Annotated in this window: 19 protein-coding genes; 3 read left to right on the top strand and 16 right to left on the bottom strand. The window is 36.8% G+C overall.

The features are described from left to right. Positions 1-73: 73 nt before the first annotated feature. From SNE38_RS05610 to SNE38_RS05590, 5 genes are all read right to left on the bottom strand, one after another. Entirely contained in the window at positions 74-1,264 is a 1,191-nt protein-coding gene (locus SNE38_RS05610; RefSeq protein ID WP_191703279.1) for a glycine C-acetyltransferase, read from the bottom strand. A 58-nt stretch (positions 1,265-1,322) separates the two neighbouring features. Beyond that, positions 1,323-1,940 (bottom strand): YczE/YyaS/YitT family protein, encoded by a 618-nt coding sequence (locus SNE38_RS05605; protein WP_191703280.1) that lies wholly within the window; start codon positions 1,938-1,940, stop codon positions 1,323-1,325. A gap of 14 nt (positions 1,941-1,954) precedes the next feature. Then, complete coding sequence (gene ybaK, locus SNE38_RS05600; protein WP_191703281.1) at positions 1,955-2,443, bottom strand: Cys-tRNA(Pro) deacylase; 489 nt, start codon at positions 2,441-2,443, stop codon at positions 1,955-1,957. Positions 2,444-2,679: 236 nt separating this feature from the next. Further along, positions 2,680-3,156 (bottom strand): hypothetical protein, encoded by a 477-nt coding sequence (locus SNE38_RS05595; protein ID WP_336046068.1) that lies wholly within the window; start codon positions 3,154-3,156, stop codon positions 2,680-2,682. 271 nt (positions 3,157-3,427) lie between these two features. Then, positions 3,428-4,060: a nitroreductase family protein gene (locus SNE38_RS05590; RefSeq protein WP_336046067.1), complete on the bottom strand. Its 633-nt coding sequence runs from the start codon at positions 4,058-4,060 to the stop codon at positions 3,428-3,430. Between the two features lie 191 nt (positions 4,061-4,251). Here SNE38_RS05590 and SNE38_RS05585 point away from each other — a divergent pair, with 191 nt between their 5' ends. Further along, on the top strand, positions 4,252-5,022 hold the full coding sequence (locus SNE38_RS05585) for an SDR family NAD(P)-dependent oxidoreductase (RefSeq protein ID WP_336046066.1): 771 nt from the start codon (positions 4,252-4,254) through the stop codon (positions 5,020-5,022). 138 nt (positions 5,023-5,160) lie between these two features. On the opposite strand, the gene SNE38_RS05580 is transcribed toward SNE38_RS05585, so the two are convergent. The 5 genes from SNE38_RS05580 to SNE38_RS05560 form a co-directional block, all read right to left on the bottom strand. Next, positions 5,161-5,853 (bottom strand): ABC transporter permease, encoded by a 693-nt coding sequence (locus SNE38_RS05580; protein ID WP_191703285.1) that lies wholly within the window; start codon positions 5,851-5,853, stop codon positions 5,161-5,163. Continuing rightward, positions 5,846-6,769, bottom strand: a complete 924-nt coding sequence (locus SNE38_RS05575; RefSeq protein WP_336046065.1) for an ABC transporter ATP-binding protein — start codon at positions 6,767-6,769, stop codon at positions 5,846-5,848. Before SNE38_RS05575 ends, SNE38_RS05580 begins: the two co-directional genes overlap by 8 nt. Positions 6,770-6,872: 103 nt before the next feature. After that, positions 6,873-7,808 (bottom strand): sensor histidine kinase, encoded by a 936-nt coding sequence (locus tag SNE38_RS05570; RefSeq protein ID WP_336046064.1) that lies wholly within the window; start codon positions 7,806-7,808, stop codon positions 6,873-6,875. Position 7,809: 1 nt separating this feature from the next. Beyond that, a complete protein-coding gene (locus SNE38_RS05565) occupies positions 7,810-8,505 on the bottom strand; it encodes a response regulator transcription factor (RefSeq protein WP_336046063.1) in 696 nt (231 codons plus the stop codon). Between the two features lie 258 nt (positions 8,506-8,763). Further along, positions 8,764-9,087 carry a hypothetical protein gene (locus tag SNE38_RS05560; protein ID WP_336046062.1) on the bottom strand — a complete coding sequence of 108 codons (324 nt, stop codon included), beginning with the start codon at positions 9,085-9,087 and terminating at the stop codon, positions 8,764-8,766. Between the two features lie 171 nt (positions 9,088-9,258). On the opposite strand from SNE38_RS05560, the gene SNE38_RS05555 reads away from it, so the two are divergent. Further along, entirely contained in the window at positions 9,259-9,714 is a 456-nt protein-coding gene (locus SNE38_RS05555) for a staygreen family protein (RefSeq protein ID WP_336046061.1), read from the top strand. A 40-nt stretch (positions 9,715-9,754) separates the two neighbouring features. On the opposite strand, the gene SNE38_RS05550 is transcribed toward SNE38_RS05555, so the two are convergent. Both SNE38_RS05550 and SNE38_RS05545 read right to left on the bottom strand, forming a co-directional pair. Beyond that, a complete protein-coding gene (locus SNE38_RS05550; RefSeq protein WP_336046144.1) occupies positions 9,755-10,105 on the bottom strand; it encodes a YciI family protein in 351 nt (116 codons plus the stop codon). Positions 10,106-10,179: 74 nt separating this feature from the next. Next, complete coding sequence (locus SNE38_RS05545; protein ID WP_336046060.1) at positions 10,180-10,779, bottom strand: TetR/AcrR family transcriptional regulator; 600 nt, start codon at positions 10,777-10,779, stop codon at positions 10,180-10,182. Positions 10,780-10,907: 128 nt separating this feature from the next. Between SNE38_RS05545 and SNE38_RS05540 the strand changes: the two genes are divergently transcribed. Next, on the top strand, positions 10,908-12,050 hold the full coding sequence (locus tag SNE38_RS05540; RefSeq protein WP_336046059.1) for a YhgE/Pip domain-containing protein: 1,143 nt from the start codon (positions 10,908-10,910) through the stop codon (positions 12,048-12,050). Positions 12,051-12,183: 133 nt separating this feature from the next. On the opposite strand, the gene SNE38_RS05535 is transcribed toward SNE38_RS05540, so the two are convergent. From SNE38_RS05535 to SNE38_RS05520, 4 genes are all read right to left on the bottom strand, one after another. Next, entirely contained in the window at positions 12,184-13,458 is a 1,275-nt protein-coding gene (locus tag SNE38_RS05535) for a glycosyltransferase family 2 protein (protein WP_336046143.1), read from the bottom strand. 5 nt (positions 13,459-13,463) lie between these two features. Then, positions 13,464-15,185 carry a polysaccharide deacetylase family protein gene (locus SNE38_RS05530; RefSeq protein ID WP_336046058.1) on the bottom strand — a complete coding sequence of 574 codons (1,722 nt, stop codon included), beginning with the start codon at positions 15,183-15,185 and terminating at the stop codon, positions 13,464-13,466. Positions 15,186-15,527: 342 nt separating this feature from the next. Then, positions 15,528-16,661: a glycoside hydrolase family 113 gene (locus SNE38_RS05525; RefSeq protein WP_336046057.1), complete on the bottom strand. Its 1,134-nt coding sequence runs from the start codon at positions 16,659-16,661 to the stop codon at positions 15,528-15,530. 309 nt (positions 16,662-16,970) lie between these two features. Next, on the bottom strand, positions 16,971-19,160 hold the full coding sequence (locus SNE38_RS05520) for a DNA topoisomerase III (protein ID WP_336046056.1): 2,190 nt from the start codon (positions 19,158-19,160) through the stop codon (positions 16,971-16,973). Positions 19,161-19,250: the final 90 nt, after the last annotated feature.

Genomic DNA, 19,250 nt, shown 5'->3' with positions numbered 1-19,250 from the left:
CACTTCCTCCTGGATATTCGCCAATTTCACAAAAAGCCCGGCACTATATGTATAATAGTGCCGGGCATTATTTTTACTTAATCACTTCTAATTCACGGCCAACCTTTTCGTAAATGGCCAATGCTTCATCCAGCATTTCTTTCGTATGTGCTGCTGTTGGCATATTGCGTACACGACCTGTCCCTTTTTGTACTGTTGGGAACACGATTGCTTTTGCGTAAACGCCTTCCTCAAGTAAACGCTTTGAGAACTGCTGCGTTAGCTTTTCTTCACCAATAATACATGGTGTAATCGGTGTTTCGGATTCTCCAATATTAAAGCCAAGTTTTGCTAAGCCGTCTTTTAAATATTGACCGTTTTCCCAAAGCTTGTCATGCAGCTCTGTTGATTCCATAATCATCTCCACTGCACGAGTAATTGCTGCTACATCCCCTGGTGGTAAAGCGGTAGAGAATAAAAACGGACGAGAACGGACTTTTAACCAATCAATCAAGTTTTTCTTCCCTGCTACATAGCCGCCAACAACACCAATTGCTTTTGACAATGTACCGATTTGGAAGTCGATATCGTGTTGCAGACCGAAATGCTTTACTGTTCCGGCACCTTTACCTGTAACGCCTGAACCGTGTGCATCGTCTACATACGTAATCAAATCAAATTCTTTTGCAATTTCCACGATTTCTGGAAGCTTGGCAATATCGCCGTCCATCGAGAATACACCATCTGTAATAACCATTACTTTATTGTAAAGGCCTGATTCCTTTGCATCTTTTGCTTTTGCGCGTAAATCATCCATATCCGCATGGGCAAATGGAATAATTTTCGCCTTTGATAAACGGCAGCCATCAATGATCGAAGCATGGTTTAATGCATCCGATAAAATCGCATCATTTTTATCCATTACAGCAGAAATTGCCGCCATATTACAATTGAAACCTGATTGATAGCTAATTGCTGCTTCTGTACCTTTAAATTTCGCTAATGTTTCTTCAAGTTTTACGTGTAAATCGAGTGTGCCGTTAATTGTACGAACTGCACCAGCACCGACACCGTATGTAGCGATTGTGTCTTGTGCGATCTTCTTCAGCTCATCATTTGTTGCCAAGCCTAAATAGTTGTTCGATGATAAGTTAATCAACTGCTTGCCTGCCACTTGAATGATCGGGCCGTTTGCTCCTTCTACCGGATCGATTTCATTGTATAAACCTTGTGCTTGTAATGCCAGTAAATTTTCATCTAAAAAGGTATTTAATACGTTTGACATGCGCGTTCATCCTTTCGATTTCTATTTCCACTTTATTTTAGCATATAGGGAAATTTTTTTATGTAAGTGGCTCTCCGATTATTTCCTCAAGCTTTCTTCTGAAGAAAAAGAGCGATGGCTGAATGACATAGCCGGTGCCGAGCGCTAAAATAACCGTTCCTACACCAACAGGTCCACCAAGTAACCAGCCTGCACTTGTTGCAAATACTTCCATAATCATACGTCCTGTTTTGACAGAATAGCCTTTACTCGCAATAATCATCATAATCGTATCACGAGGACCCTCGCCTAAATTTGGTGCGATATATAATGCACAGCCTATACTCATGACAAAGAATCCCGCCGTAAAATAGACGAGTTCAAGTAAAAATATATTCGCCACAGGTAATAGCCAGTTGAAAAAATCAATAAATGAACCAATCAACAGCATATTTAAAATTGTTGCACGCTTCGGAATTCGCTTTAAATAAAGAGATGTCGCGGTAATAATAAAAAGCCCTGTCAAAATAGACCAAGAACCAATCGTCAGTCCAACCTGCTTATACATGCCTATATGAAAAACATCCCATGGTCCTGTCCCGATCACATTACCTTTAATCGTCATCGTAATTCCGAGAGCCATAATAATTTGCCCTATAAAAAAACTTCCCCATTGCCATTTAAATTTCTTCGACACAACAATCCTTCTTTCTATTTTACGGCAATCACTGCAAAATGACCGTTTGTTGCCCTTACTAAATCTGTCGGTGCAAGCTTCATTTGCATTCCTATTTTGCCTGCACTTACAATAATATAATCGAGTTCTGAAGCGGCTTGGTCGATAAATGTTGGAAACGGCTTTTTCATACCAATCGGTGAACAACCTCCGCGCACATATCCTGTTAAGCCAAGTAACTCTTTCACTGGAATCATTTCAACTTTTTTTTCTCCTACCACTTTTGCAGCTGCCTTTAAATCGAGTTCTGCATCGACCGGGATGACGAAAACGAAATATTTCCCTTTTCCAGCAGTAGCAATTAGTGTTTTATACACCATTTCCACAGGCTGACCGATTTTACCGGCCACAGTGATGCCATCAACTGCTTCTCCATTTTCTGTCGTGTATTCAAAAACCTCGTGTGCAATTTTTTGCTGCTCAATTAAACGAATTGCATTTGTTTTGGCTTGCTTCTTCACCAACGAAAACACTCCTTTTTATCATATACACCTCGGCATAATTGCTTCCGGATTCAGCTTTAAACCCGCAGGATGCCAACCAATCAGCATTTGTTTGTTTTTAGGTGGTTTGACCACCAGGATAAAAGAAGCCGACTTTGAAAATAGTATATCATTGAATGTTTACTATGGGGGTATGCTTTAGCAAATCCCTAAAAATAAAAGCCCCCTCTAGTAGTTCCACTAAAGTGAGCTTATTGTTATGCAATTTGGGAGAAAACCGGTTCATCTACTGAACGATAACCGTTGTTTACCATGGCGATATGAGAAATATATTTTTGTGTAGCGGTATTGAATGAACGTTGGAATAACAGCTTTTCCAAATCCAGACCAAATACGGTTTGCTCGTCTGGATTACGCGCAAAATCTTTTTGAAATTTTTCGGGCATAATAAAAGGTAGATCTTCGTTCTTAAAAGGAGCCCATTCCTTAGGTTGATCTTTACTTTCCCCGACTGGTTGTTGCGGATTTTTGCCGGCTACTGCATCCACGTCGTGCAATTCTTTTTCCGTCTTACCAGAAAGTAAATGTTCAAGTGCTTCAAGCAGTGGATTTTTACTTGTATCTGTATATTTTGCGTGCTTCTTATAAATTTCACTTGCCTCTTTACGCTGCAGTAAACGTTTTCTTTCTTCCAATGCAAGGTTGGATCCATGGACCAAGCTAGAAATCTTCACCTGTCTTCACCCCTCTTGTAAATTCCCTATTAAAATTTATTTAAATATACCAATATTGCCGGAAAATAAATAGAGAATATTCACAAAATATCCACATTCAGATCTTTCATACTAACTACCCCCTATTCCATTTACCTATAAGGTGATTATTTTTATTAAGTACTCAATACCTAGAGTGAAAAAACTTTCTAGCATTTCCCCCATCCTCTATAACAAAACAAACTGTATTAAAAGTCTAATTTACTTTTAATACAGTCTCCCTATCGATCTATTAGTAACCGTTGAAATTCACAAATTCTCCAACGGGTTTACGATATCCGCGTGCACGTACTTTTTCTACACTTTTTCCAATCGTAATCATCATGATTGGCTCCAAATGATTTGGAATATTGAAGGTTTCCCTTAATTCATCTACATTATGAACATGCATTGGACATGTATCAAAACCGTAATGCTTTGCGCTTAGCATAAATAACATTGCGTGAAGGCCTGCATTTAACGACAGTTCCATATCCAGTGCACCTTGTTTGTCCTTTAATCCATCACTATAGCTTTTAATTGTATTAATTGTTGTTTCATAGTCCACTTCATCCATCATTTTCAGCATTTTTAATGGACCATAAATTTTCTCGACATCAGGTCTTTCAATGCTATTTTTGTTACCCATTACAATGACAACGCCACTTGCTGTTTGAATTTTATATTGGTTGTAGCTTAGCTCTTTAACCTTTTCTTTCTTTTCCTTATCTGTAATGACTAAGTAATTTGTAAATTGCAGGTTATATGCGCTCGGTGCTGTTTTCGTAAGTTCAAATATATTTTTAAAGTCTTCTTCGGTCATCTGTTCATTTTCAATAAAATTCATTGCGGAATGGCGGGATTTCACTAATTCTTCAAAGTTCATTTTTTTCTACCTCTTCCATATAATTTAATTCGAATTAAAGTATCTTCATTTCGAGATAAATTTACCATGTTTTATACTCAACTGTCAATAAGTTTATTTCCATGTAGCTCTTTAAAAATAAGAGGTCTATATTTTATAAAAGCGGTTAAGATATTTGCAGGCATTTTTTTAATGATAAGGAGCTGTGGAAGATGAAATTGGATAATAAAATAGTCATCGTAACAGGTGCAGCAGGCGGTATCGGGAAAGAGGTTGTAAGGAAATTAATAGGGTTGCATGCAAAAGTTGTGTTAGTTGATTTAAACGAGGATGCCATTAAATTAGTGCAAACAGAGCTTTCTCTTAATGAAGATAACAGCTTAATCGTAAAAGCGGATGTATCCAAAGAGGACAATGTGAAAAACTATGTGGATCAAACGATTTCGAAATTTGGACGCATCGATGGATTTGTTAATAATGCGGGTGTAGAGGGACCGGCAAAGTCTCTTGAGGAAATTACAGAAAAAGAGTTTGATTTCGTTTATGGCATTAATGTAAAGGGTGTTCTTTTCGGTTTAAAATACGTATTGCCCGTAATGAAAGGACAAAAATATGGTTCTATTGTAAATACGTCGTCTGTAGCTGGCTTAATCGGCTCCCCAAGTATGGCACTATACAATTCCTCTAAACATGCAGTAATGGGGCTTAATAAGGTGGCGGCTTTAGAGGCAGCGGCATTCAATGTTCGTGTAAATACGGTAAATCCGGGTGTCATCAATACACAAATGATGCGTAAAATCGAAGCAAATGTTGCCCCAGGCGCAGCGGAGGCCGCTCAAGCTGCATACAACGATGCCGTACCCATGAAGCGTTACGGTGAGCCCGAGGAAGTAGCAAATGTCATTGCCTTTTTACTTTCCGATGAAGCTTCTTATGTAAGTTCTTCCTCGTTTACAATAGACGGTGCTTTATATAATGTATAATTCCAAACATAGGAATTATACATCATTTATAAGATGAAGAATTATTGTTCCCTCTTCATCTTACCTGTAGACAGACTCGAAAGTAATTAAGTTTGTCTACAGGTTTATTTTGAAATAAACCAAATTGTTGCCTAACTATCATTTTAAATCTGTCTTATCAATATTCCGGATAGAAAAATAAGCGATACTGACGCCTATGATAGCGAGTGTTATTGGAATGACAATAATATCATTTAATGAAAAGCTCCCACTATTTGAAGAAACAACCAGGACGATGAGAATTGAAGAGATAATGGTTGCTGGCACAGAGTACTTTTTCATGCCAAAATATAATGGAATGAGGCATATGCCTGCTGTAGCAATTGCATTCATCAGTACTGCAGAAGCGTGCTGTGTAATGATAGCCGCTGTTAATGTACCAGGTAACAAAACAAAGTAGTCTGTAACTACAGAAAACACGGCTGTTACAAATACATTCGAAAAGATGATGGAAACAAATGTGAAGAGGATGACGATTACGAGTTTTGCAGCAATTAATTTTTTTCGATTAATAGGATATAAAAACAATGTGTTAATCGTTTTACTTTTAAACTCTACAATGATGAGCTTTGAAATTAATGTGGCAGCAAAGATAATAAAAATCGCCCTTATAATCGCATCAATAGTGGCCAATGCTTCTGTGTAATTGTTGAAAACTAGTTCACTTTCAGCATGGGAGATGAACAACATAGCTACAAAGGTCACCGCAATGACGATATTAGCAAGAACTGCTCCTTTTATATAGGAACCTAATTTATACTTTTTCATTTCTAATCGCATTAAATTAAGCATTCACCTCACCCCCGCTAATTAATTTCAGAAAATAGTCCTCTAAAGAACTGGTTTTCATGCTTATTTCTTTAATTTCCACATCGTGTTCAATCAATGCTTTTGAAATGACCTTTTGTGTGAGTTTCGATTCATAAATACGAATACAAGATTCACCTACTAATTTGAAGTTCGGAATTGCTAATTTGTTCTCCAAAATAAAAGCAGCTTTTTTCCCGTCATCTACAACCATTTCGATGTAATCTATATGTTTAAGATTCACCTCGTCCATTGAGAGCTCACTAATTAACCTTCCATTATGAATGACACCAATTGTATCTGCGATTCGCTCCATTTCCCCCAAAATATGGCTAGAAATAATAATCGTAATCCCATATGCTTTGCATAACATTTTCAATAAATCGCGAATTTCTTTAATACCGCTCGGATCTAAACCATTAATGGGCTCGTCTAAAATCAGTAATTCAGGTTTTGTAATAATCGCTCGTGCAATACCTAATCGTTGTTTCATCCCGAGTGAGAAATCTTCTACTGATTTCCCTTCCGTATGTGATAGATTGACTAACTCAAGCACTTGATTGATTTCCTTTTTGTCATAATAGCCCATGTATTCACAATGGAGACTCAATATTTCTTGTGCAGTTAACTTTTCATAAAAAATAGGATATTCTATGATGGTGCCGATTCTTTTTAAAACTTCATAGGATTTTGGGGTTAATGTTTCTCCAAAAATTTCGATGTGTCCACTTGTCGGTTTTATCAAATTAGTAATCAATTTCATAATTGTTGTTTTTCCTGCACCATTAGATCCTAAAAAACCATAAATTTCTCCCTTTTTTACATGCATACTAACCTCGGAAACAACTTCCTTTCCTCCATATACTTTTGTAAGCCGATTTGTTTGGACAAGATATGTCATACAAATTTCCTCCCTTATTTGTAACTTACTTTAAGTATAAGAATTGAACCTCTCTTTTTTCTTACCTAATTCTTAAAAATTCCTTACGTTTAATAAAAATGGTTTAATACGTAATTCTTTTTAATGAAATAGTAAAGACGGTCTTTTCGTACGGAATACTTGTTAAATGAATGAACCCTCCCATTGATTCAACGAGACGCTTTGTAATTGTCAGCCCGAGACCACTACCTTGATACGATTTATTTCTAGAATCTTCGAGGGTATACATTCTTTCAAAGACATGATCTCTATGATATTCATCAATGCCCTTCCCGCGGTCCCATACATTAATCGATATATGTGTCTCATCATATTCAATAGCTAAACCAATTACCTTGCCCGCTGCCCCGTAAGTAATCGCATTAGTTAATAAATTATTCAAAATTCTATCAAGAGCGTCCTCATTTCCCACTGCATAGACCGTTGTTTCTGGGATATCGATGTGAATATTAATGCCTTTTGACGTGACGATATCATAGAATGTCAAAATGTTCTTCCGACAGATTTCATTCACATTTATCTTGGTGATGGGGTAATTCAAATCCCCTGATTCTATTTTAGCCAAATCAAAAAATTGATGCAGGAGTTGAAGAACTTCCAGTGTTTTTGCATGGACTCCACGAAGCAGTCGTTGTTGTTCTTCTTCACTGTTAGTCGTGTCTAGCTGAAGCATTTCAATATACCCAAGAACAACAGTCAAGGGCGTTTTTAGATCATGCGATATATTGGCCATCATTTTCTTTGTAGCATCTTCTGTTTTACGTTGTGTAGCAATAGCTTTTTGGTTATAGTCCAACAGCCGATTAATCTCTGTGAGCAATAACTGTAATTCCCGATTGGTAGTCATGGTTAAAATCTTTTCACCTGTGTGCTCAGCCATGATGTTTTGTAATTTCTCGAATGTATAATGAATAGACATATTACGTTCTTTCTTTTCACGATATTGGAAATAAATGATGATGAGTAACGAAAAAATAATTATGGTAAGAAATAAAATCATGTTAATTCCCCTCAAATTTATAACCAATGCCCCAAAGCGTCTTAATATATTGAGGATTGGATGGATCATCTTCAATTTTTTCACGAAGCCTACTAATATGGACATTTATAATATTTTCATCCCCATAATATTCATCGTTCCAAATGTATTGATAGATTTGTTGTTTCGTAAAAACGCGCTGACGATTAGTAGCAAATAACTTCAAAATGGCGAACTCCTTTGAAGTAAGTTTTATTATTTGCTCATTTTTTTGGAGAGAAAAGTTCAAAATATCAATAGTAAGATCACCAATTTTCAAAAAATCTTGCTTCATCTCTAAATGAGAGGAGTAGGTCGTTGCTCGCCTAATTGCGGCTTTCACTCGTGCAGAAAGCTCCAAAATTGAAAATGGCTTAGCAATATAATCATCTGCCCCTAATCCCAGTCCGATTGCCTTATCCACATCACTATCTTTCGCAGACATGATTAAAATCGGTAGTGCGTGTTTTTCTCGAATTACTTTCAATACTTCTAAACCATCCAGCTTTGGCATCATAATATCCAAAATCATTAAGTCAAACGAAGTATTTAAACAATGATGTAACGCTTCTTCACCATTTGAAGCCGTAGTAACATGGAAGCCTTCCATGATTAAATATTTCTCTACCATTTCACGAATCGATTCGTCGTCCTCAACGAGTAAAATATGCTTTGGCATTGCTATACACCTCTTTTAATTTTCGCAATCTTTTTAATTATCATAACGAATTTATAGAATGAAATATAGTTAATCTCCTATCCTATTAAAACATCTGCAAAAATCCTCACGACAAAAATAAAATGAGACTCAAATCAAATTCGATGGAAATCGACTTGATTTGAGTCTTTTTTATAATGAGTAGGATGTGAAGCAAACAAAAAAGCTTATCAATAATTTTTATAGATAAGCTAAATATGAATTCCTAATTTTTAAAGGTTATCTAAAAAGATTAAACATTGCACCGACTTGTCTCATCATATTAACTCCATTCGTAATTGTACCAACATGGCCCATCATAGTATTTAAATTATCGGATAAACCTCCAAAGCGAGACGATGGTGCTTGTGAATAAGGATTAAACTGCTGTTGCCCCTGTCTTGGATCAAACGAGTATGGTGAGTAAAAGGAATCTCTCGGTCTTGAAAAATCATTAGACCTAGGCACTCCATTACGTTGTCTACCCATTTGAGGAGGACCGAATTGTTGGCCAGCTGGTGGTGGAAATCTCTCCATTCTACCTTCTTGTCGGAAAAATGGCATATCATTCACCTCCCTATTAATATTGAACTCTACATAATATATGTTCGTATTTTAATGCAACTTAGACATTTGAAATACTGATTCTTTATAAACCTCTCTTACTTAGGGTACATCCGTCACCTCAAACAATCAGGTAGCATATTGATAAAAAAAGACGATGGGAGTAGTGACTTGAGTAAATTTGCCCCTGAAAGGCTAACTGTCGAATATAGGAATGGTGTGACGGCACAGGAACCAATTATTCCAAGACATCACACATTAACGCACTCTGACTTTACGGGAGAATTATTTTTAACCATTGGGACACAATTTGCCTGGGACAAAGTTAATACGGAGATGAGAGATGAAGTATTAGGACAGTGGATAATGAATGGTAATTCCCTAATCTACAATGTATATATTTGTTTAGATCAAAAAGAGCATGATTTAGAAGCAGCAATACGCCGAAATAGCGTTTTCAGGCGCGAATTACCGCTTGCATTAACAGCCATTCGATATGGGGATCGATTTTTATTCGACGTATATCCAATGCTGGATTATGCAGTAATAATGGTAAACTTCATATCCTCTTATCCAATGCTATATAAACAGGAGTATTGGGGAACTTTCAGTAATTTTTCCAGCTAAATATTTGGTATACATTAAATCCAAAACTTCCCCTCTCTCCCTAAAATACTTGACGCAATTCAATCTGCCCTTCTCCATATCCTTGCGGGTCGGGCATCCGCATTGCCCACTCTATCGCTTCTTCCTTCGACTTCACCTCAATCAATATAAAACCGGCAACTAGTTCATTCGTTTCAGTAAAAGGACCTTTCGTAATTACTGGCTTCTCTCCGGGAATGGGAAATGAAATACGCAGACCATTTGAACTCGGATGAAGTCCCTTCGCCATTACTCTTACACCCGCATGTAGTAATTCCTCATTGTACTTGTCCATCGCTTCCATAAGCTCTGAGCTCGGGAGATTCCCTTTTTCCGAATTGCTTGAGACTTTTACAATTAACATAAAAAGCATAATAATAATCATTCTCCTTTATCCTTATTATGTAAAATTATAACAAATAATTAATTAATAAATATTAGTTAATTTTACGCTTTTTTAGTATTTGTCTTTTGAATAAAGGAAATAATATCAATATATAATATCGTCATCTCTTGAGGTGTTTTGTCCAAATCATTTTGAACCCATTGTTCGATTAATCCTAAAAAGGCAGATGTGATAAACGATAGAAAATATTCCATTGGGACCTTCAACGTAGCTTTGAAGCTTTCGTTTTCCTCTAGATTGACACGTACCTTTTCTGAAAACGCCTCCCTGAATCGAAGGTGGAAACCTGCTCTACCATGATCACTTAAAAATATTTTGAGTAAAGGTGAATGCATTTTAATAGCGCTGAATAATGTCGCAGCTAATTGTTCCTGTTCTTTTTCAAACGTATGCGTAGAAGAATAGTTCGATTGCAATTCATCAATATGATTGCCTAAATCTCCAAACAACCGCTGTTCTATTTGATCCAATAAATCAAATTTATCTATAAAGTGTAAATAAAATGTTCCTCGATTAATTTGTGCTTGTTTTGCAATATCGCCCACGGTAATTGATTCAAAGGTTTTTTTCTCTAAGATTTTTATAAATGACGCTTGAATAAGGTCTTTTGTTTTTCGGTTTTTTTCTCTGTAAATACTCAAAAAAACACCCTCTCTACACAAAATTGAACAATCTGTTCATTTTGTTGATTGCTTTGCATTTTCTATGATTATAAAATAAACAGGTACCACTAAACAATGTGTTCAAAATTGAGAAAGGAAGATTCCCTTTGAAATTATTTAAAGAAAAATTAGCATGGGCCGCTCCCATTGCCGTTATATTAATAATTGCTCTATTTTCGGTAAACTTATTCGCACAAGGAGATCCACAAGTAAAAAATCTACCGGTTGCACTAATTGTAAATGATGAGGGTGAGCATGTAGAATCTGTGAAAGCGGCTGTAGCACAAATGAGTCAGGGTATTGATGGCGCAGAGCCAATGCTGGCTTTTACAGATGAAAAACTGGAGGATATTGAAGTCTTATTTGATGAAAAAGAATATTATGCAGCATTAGTTATTCCTGATGGCTATAACGATGCCGTGCAAAATGCGCTGGCTAACAACAGTGCCGCAACATTGGAAATATACCTTAACCAAGGCTTTAACATGACAGGTTCCAACGTTGCTAAAACAGCTTTAAATGGTTTAATTACACAGTTAAGCGGACAATACTCAGCAAACTTTATAGCACAAATGGATAATCAGCAAATCGATGCTGATCAAGCTGCTGTGCTAGTGCATCCGATTGTAGCGAAAGAAGAGATATTTAACCCAATCACTGCAGCTACGGCTAATGGCAGTGCACCAACTTTATTGGCGGTACCTGCTTGGGTAGGTGCGCTAATTGGCGGTTTCGTATTATTCTTATCAACATCCATCATTCTGAAAAGAGAAAACTTAACTCGTAAACAAGTAGTTCGATTAATGGGTGAACAAGTGTTATTCGGTGTGATTATCGCCCTATTCTCAGGTTTTACTGTAGCAACATTAGCATCGGTTGCTGGTATTAACATGCCTGGCTACTTCCTGGTTGCTTTCTTTGTATCGTTTGCAGCATTCTGTTTCTTCTTATTAGTATCTGCAATTACTGCATGGATCGGAAAACCAGCGATTACGTTGTTCATGGTTGTCATGCTTCTAGGTATGGGTGTTCTAATGACACCACAGGAAATGCTTCCAAGTTTCTTTGTAAACTTCATTCGTCCTTGGGTACCGATTCGCTTCGCTTCTGAAGGATTGCGCGAAATTTTCTACTTTGGTAGCAGCTTTTACACAGGTGCTTCCTTCAATACCATTTTAGGAATTGGTATTACAGGTTTCGTTATTTTCTTACTGTCAATTTTTAAACCGGTAAAAGCACAGAAAAATTAAACCCATAAAAACGTTATTTTGCACTTATTGCAAAATAGCGTTTTTTATATCTGCTGGGTCAATTGAAAGACATGTTGGCTATAATTACCTGATACAATTGCCTTAAGCATTGTATAGCTTCTCTATTTTGTACTTACACTGAATTTCTTTTTTGTTCTGGTTGTTTAAAGCGCTGTGTTTTATACCATTTGACTTCTTGTTTTAATAACACCCTTTTTACTTCGAGGAACACAGCCTGTATCACTAGAAGGATCCATAATTGTGAGTAAGTAAAATACATTAATAACACAATAAGACAGTTTTTTGTGGTAAGCTGTTTCTTCTCCATGCTTAGAGCCAAACAAACTTCCGTCACAAAAAGGAGAAATCCGATAATCAATAATGCATAGGAGACAACTCCAATTGATAACTTCAAATCATGTACAAAATTAACGACAAATATAAGGTGAGAAATCATAGCTCCGCCAAAAAACAAAAAATACGTAAATAAGAAATATGCGATATCGATAACTATTTTTTTATTTTTTAATTTATGAATTTGGAATAGATATTTTAAAATTACATATATGTTTCCTCTGGCCCATCTTGTTCTTTGTCGCCACCATACACGAATATTTTCTGGTTCCTGTTCCCAAGTAACAGCTTCCGGGAAGAAACGAATATAATAGCCCAGATTATAGACCCTGATGCTTAATTCTGTATCTTCCGATAAAGCTTTTTCATCCCACCCCCCAAGCTCATCCAAAATGGACCTACGGATCGCAAAATTCGTTCCGGGAATTGTTGTCATTCTAAACCAAAACCAGCGTCCAGCTTGAGCGAGCCACTGAAAAGTTAAAGTTTCTATGTTTATTAGTCGTGTTAGTAAATTTTTATTTGCATTTACTACACGGAATTTACCTACCATTGCACCGGCTTCTTTATCTTTCAGCAATCCCAATGCCAAATTACGTATAGCTGCTGGTTCGGGCGTATTGTCGGCATCATATACTACAATCATTTCTCCAGTTGAATGTTTGAATCCTTGATTTAAAGCACCGGATTTTCCTTTTCCGGCATGAGGGGGCTTCGTATGGACAGCGTGGATATAAGAATATTCCTTTGCATACCTATCAATAATGGTACCAGTTTGATCACTCGAATTATCGTTAATAATTAACACTTCGAGCTTATCTTTTGGATAATCGAGCCTTATCATTGATTGAATCGTATCTTCAATGACTATCTCTTCATTATGAGCCGGTATAAGGATACTTACCTTTGGATATTCTTCCAGTGGAATATTGAATCTCTTCTTAAAGTCTTTATATTTTAATGAGTGAAAATACCCCCCTAACATCAGGAAAGCATGGTAAAACAGCATAGTCCAAATCAGGAAAATAGAAATATAGAGGAATAAATTTGCTATTACGGTCACCCTTCTATTTGATTATTTCTCTTTATTAAGCGGAAGGTAAAAACAATAAACACACAAACTGCAGCACCTCCAATAACAACCATTACCCATGCTGCAAAACGAACAAATTGACCTAAATAGAACAGGGGTGCCTCCATGGAAGAATAGACGATTTTTAAACGATTAAAATCTTTAATGATTTGACCATTCACAGTATGAATAGAAACATTTTTGCCCTTTACCCATACATCCATTTCTTTTAGATCGATCCAGGAAACATTCGGTAATTTATCTAGCTCATCCAGTAATTCTTTAAACCCTTCTGCCCCTAGATAAGGGTGATAAAAAGCAGATAATATCCCGTCTCGAGTCAATCTAATTCTTCCGGCATTATCCATCATTTTTTGAACAGCTTGCTCAACACCTGGCTGTATATATCCCATTGTTTCAGGAAGCAGCTTCATTCCATGTAAAAATGAAGGAGAAGTAATATACGGAGAGGTGTCCATTATTTCCCAATCCTTATCACTAAGCTGTACCTGACCTACATAAGTAGAAAAATACTCAGATAATATCTCGTAACCATATTGGGACATAGTATAATGCGGAGCTTCAAAAGCCAATGGATATAAACCATATTTAGCTAACTCATCGATTCCTTGATTTATTTTTGTTTCTGTATACTCTCTTTCATATGCTTTTAAATCATTGATGTAATTCAAATAATCTTCTTTTGAAGAAAAATCCTTTTCTTCTTTTAATGTATATTCCTGATCTTCGGGGAAATATATCGGCGAGTTGTTCTCTACATCCCAAAACTCAAATCCCTCGCCTGTCTCAGAAGCTCTAAATTGATGTGTATATCCATGGAGTACAATACTTCCCCCATCCTTCTGTATCTGTTTTAGAACTTTCAGCAATTCCGGCGAATCAGCAAAGGTACTTCTCTTTCCCGTAATCTGGTTTGTGTAGATCGGTATTACAGCAACCATATAGGGTATATCCTTTTCCTTTAACATGCTAGCTATTTCTTGAAGTGGTTTAGGGTTCACTAAGGGGTGGACATCTTCTAATCGGATATAACCAGGGGATATTTCCTCATGTTCAATTTTGAACACATCGTGGAGAGCTTCAGCAAATAGTGTGGCCCGACTTGAATCCACAGTGTCAAATGCGTAGTAATAATTTCCATTTCCCTCTACCATTACCGGATAGTCCACACCCCCTTCCTTCATACGTCCATTAATCAGAATCTCAGAGCCTTCGTAAGCTTTAATTTCAACAATATACATTTTGGTAATATCCAATGTTTTATCTGAACTCTTCATAGAAATTTGATCGATGGTAACCTCATGTTTTGGGTCAATAAACGAAAATTGATTTCCAATCTTTTCTGAGTTATAACCAATTGCTACAATCGTACCTTCATATTCATCAAATAATGTATTAAATTTGGCTGGTAGCTGCGTTGAGTATTGACCAAAATAAAATAGATGTGTTGCTGAAGATAAATCGCTTTTCTCTACATCGTCACTGCTTATAAATCGAATATTGGATGTGAAGTGACCGATTAATAAATCTAAATAACGCTGCTCCTCATTCATTTTTCCGTCCCTTGTTGTATATATAACTAGTACTTCCGGCTCTTTAGCCTCCTTGGCAGCTTCCACTGAAACATTTGGTAATATAGTACAAAGAGTGATACAAATAATGAAAATTAATATCTTGTGTCGGCCCATAGTCCTTACCTGCATTTACATACTCCTTTACACTGTCCCTTTAACAGTCTTTTATCAATCATGAACAAAACCACTCAAACTTTGGTATCTTCCTTTATAAAATGTACTCCTTCTCCAAAAATACAACGATGGTTTATCAACATGATAAAATTACATTATTCTTGCTTCTATAGAACTATACCGAAAAGTGAAAATAAATTATAAATATTTTTAAAGAGAATAAAAAAAGGCTGAAACCACATTCAGCGTGGTTTCAGCCTTTTATCATTAAGTTATTAAGAGTATATAATGAGCGGTCCTATGGAACTATAGTTACAGCATACCTATTTCTTTTATTTATCATTAGTGATTTTTAAGAAAGTGCTTCTTAATCACTTCTTCTGTTGGTAATCCTAAAGGAGAGAAGCTGATTTCATTGGGATCCTGGCCAAGTGTAATAGCCCACCAATAAATTCCTTCCGCTTTTGGCTTCCAAGTATTGTATGTCGCTTCATAATAATTAACTTGTGACTGAGGGTCAAAAGTACCATCAGGAAAACTCCATGAGTAAGGGGTACGATATGCACCGGCAATAGGGTGGATTCCAACTTCAGTTACGATAATGGTTTGTTGCCATAACGCTTCTTCCAACTGATTGATTTGGTTCTTCCATTCCTCCTCCAGCATATTTGTCGTAGCTCCATCTGGTAGATCTAATGGGAAATATGCATCAATCCCAACCTGATCAAGTAATTTAACAAACTCAAGAGAAGGAATTTCTGAAACTGTATCGTAGTTAAAGGAATACAATAGCTCTCCCTTGTAAACCCCACGCACAATTTCAATAAGTTCTGTCCATCTATCCTGATATTTATTTTGCATTGAGTTCAGTTCCGTCCCAATATTTAATGATTTTGCATTAGTCGTCTCAGCCAAAGTAGCGTATGTGAGTATTAATGCTTGATAGCTGTCAAACCAAGAATCCGGGTCTGTCGGTTTTATCTGCCCTCTCCACATATTTGAGGATAGAAAAACTTGTTCATCCATGATGGGTCTAATCATAACACTGAGCTCAGACGCATGTGCGAATTCTATGATTTTTCGAAGTTCTTGAATCGTCGGTGTATAAGCCTGACTTACAGTTACCTCATTTGCTTGCGAATCTGATTGATAAAAAGGAAAATTTATTGCCACACTGTTAATCCCCAAATTTCTTATACGTTCAAATATCTTTCTGGCCTCAGCCATATCGGGATGACCGTAAATCAGTAGATTCATACCAGCCTGAAATTCATTACTAGTGTATTTCAATTGGGGTCTTTCTTCATTTCTTTCAGATTCCTTCAAAGGTGAAATTTCCATTTCAGAAGTCTCCTTTATAGAAAGTTTTGAATCCTCATCTTCTTGCTTCGAAAACCTATCCTTCCCAACGAAGATGGCCAATAATAGAAGTAGTGTAACAAATAAAGTCCCAATAATTAGCTTCTTATTTAACATAATTCACACCTCGTAAATACTACGATTAAATCAGATTTACAACCTACACACGACGGAAATAAAAAAAACAAAATTCCCCAGTTCTTCATTCTCTTATTATTCCCTACTGTTCTGAAAAAAATACCCTTTCCCAACTGCTAATGTATGCTACAGATAAAAACTTATTCGTGTGGTAAGCCCCTCCCAAAAAGTGTCTTTCTAATTTTTAATTTCAAATTCTTTAAATAAAAAAAACGCAAGAACATTGTCACTTCCACTGACTTCATGTTCTTGCGTTTAGTTATTTAATATAATTAGTTAAAAAGATGATTAATCATCAAATTTCATACCTTTTAGTAAATCTGCAAATGCATTATTAATCGGCTCTGCTTCTTTTTCTTGCTCTTTTAAATACTTTTGGACACTACGCTTGTCCACTTTGCCGCCACCTTCTTTTTTACGGCGCGCTTCAAAGGCTGATAATTTTTCACGGTAACCGCATTTACACACGAAAATTTGACCATCGCCTTGTCCGTGTAATTCAAGCTTTTTCTTACATTGCGGACAACGGGCGTTCGTTACGCGGGAGACATTTTTACGGTGACCACACTCACGATCCTGACATACGAGCATTTTGCCTTTTTTCCCATTCACTTCAAGCATAGGTTTTCCACAATCCGGACAGGATTTTGTTGAAATATTATCGTGCTTGAACTTTTTGTCGCTCTTTTTTATGTCCGAAACAATGGCTTTTGTATGTTGCTTCATTTCATTAATGAACGTATCTTTTTTCAGCTTACCGTTAGCAATTAGCTCAAGCTTTTGCTCCCACTCGGCTGTCGTTTCAGGAGATTTTAGCTCGTTTGGTACTAAGTCTAATAACTGACGGCCCTTTGATGTAATGTGAATATCTTTCCCGCGTTTTTCGATAAGGAAGGAATTAAATAATTTATCGATAATATCGGCACGGGTTGCAACTGTACCTAATCCACCGGTTGATTTTAATGTATCGGCAAGCTTTTTATTTTGTGTATTCATATATTTAGACGGATTTTCCATTGCTGTTAGTATTGTAGCCTCTGTGAAACGAGCTGGTGGCTTCGTTTGTCCGGAAGTTTGAGCAAGTAAATTAACCTTCAGTATTTGTCCTTTTTCAAGACGTGGTAATAATTGTTCCTTCACGTCTTCATTTAAATCTTCATCGTCAAATCGGTTTGAGTAAACTTCTTTCCATCCAGCAGAAAGCACCGTTTTACCGCGCGCAATGAACTTCTCCTTACCAATTTGGGCCTGTACTGTTAATTGCTCAAATTCATGTGCCGGGAAAAGAACAGCCAGAAAACGCTTAACGACTAAATCATAAATTTTACGCTCTTTATCCGTGAAATTCGCAAAGTTAACATATTCTTCAGTTGGAATGATAGCGTGATGATCTGAAACTTTGCTGTCATCTACAAAAGATTTATTTGCTTTAATTGGTCTCGTTATTACCTTATTTGCCAATGTACGATATTCACCTACGCTACATGCTTTTAGGCGCTCTGGCAATGTACTAACGATATCAGATGAAAGATAGCGGGAATCTGTACGTGGATACGTTAGAACTTTATGCGACTCATACAGCTTTTGCATAATGTTTAGCGTTTCTTTTGCAGAATAGCCAAATAGTTTATTCGCGTCACGCTGTAATTCTGTTAAATCATAAAGCCCCGGTGAAAACGTTTTTTTCGGCTTTCGTTCCACATCGATTACTTTGGCATCCTGCTTGTCCAGGTCATTAACAATCGAATCGATCTTTTCTTTATTAAAGTTACGTGAATTGCCAGTAGCATCTTGCCACGTTAATTTTAATTCTTTCGTTTGTGCCTCGATACCGTAGTATGTTTGAGCTTTAAAGTGCTTTATTTCATCTTCGCGTGCTGCCACCATTGCGACAACAGGAGTTTGCACGCGCCCTGTGTTTAGCTGTGCATTAAATTTCGTCGATAACGCACGACTTGCATTCAGCCCGATATACCAGTCCGCCTCACTTCGGGCTACCGCTGCATGATAAAGGTTTTCATACGCTTTGCCTGGCTTTAAATTCGCAAAGCCTTCTTTGATTGCTTTATCGGTAACGGAAGAAATCCATAGGCGCTTAATCGGCTTATTCACTTTTGTACGGTCTATAATCCAACGTGCTACAAGCTCTCCTTCACGTCCCGCATCTGTTGCGATAATGATTTCATTGACATCACCACGTGTAAGCTGTGATTTTACCGCATTATATTGCTTGCTCGTCTGTTTAATAGTTGTTAATTTCAAACGTTCCGGAAGCATTGGTAAATCTTCCAGCTTCCATTGTTTATATTTTTCATCATAGCTTTCAGGATCTGCCAATGTCACTAAATGTCCTAGCGCCCATGTGACAATGTATTTATCCCCTTCTAAAAAGCCATTTCCTTTTTTATGACACTTCAGCACATTCGCAATGTCTCGTGCAACTGAAGGTTTCTCTGCCAATACTAAACTTTTAGCCATCGTACACAATCCTTTCATACCTCTTTGAACCAACTATACCATACATTAATTAAGCCTTGGCGTAATTGTGTCTAACGTTGTGCTGACTTG

The sequence above is a fragment of the Solibacillus ferritrahens genome (genome assembly GCF_037027585.1).
GTDB lineage: Bacteria > Bacillota > Bacilli > Bacillales_A > Planococcaceae > Solibacillus > Solibacillus ferritrahens.
This window is presented reverse-complemented; position numbering and strand designations above follow the sequence as displayed.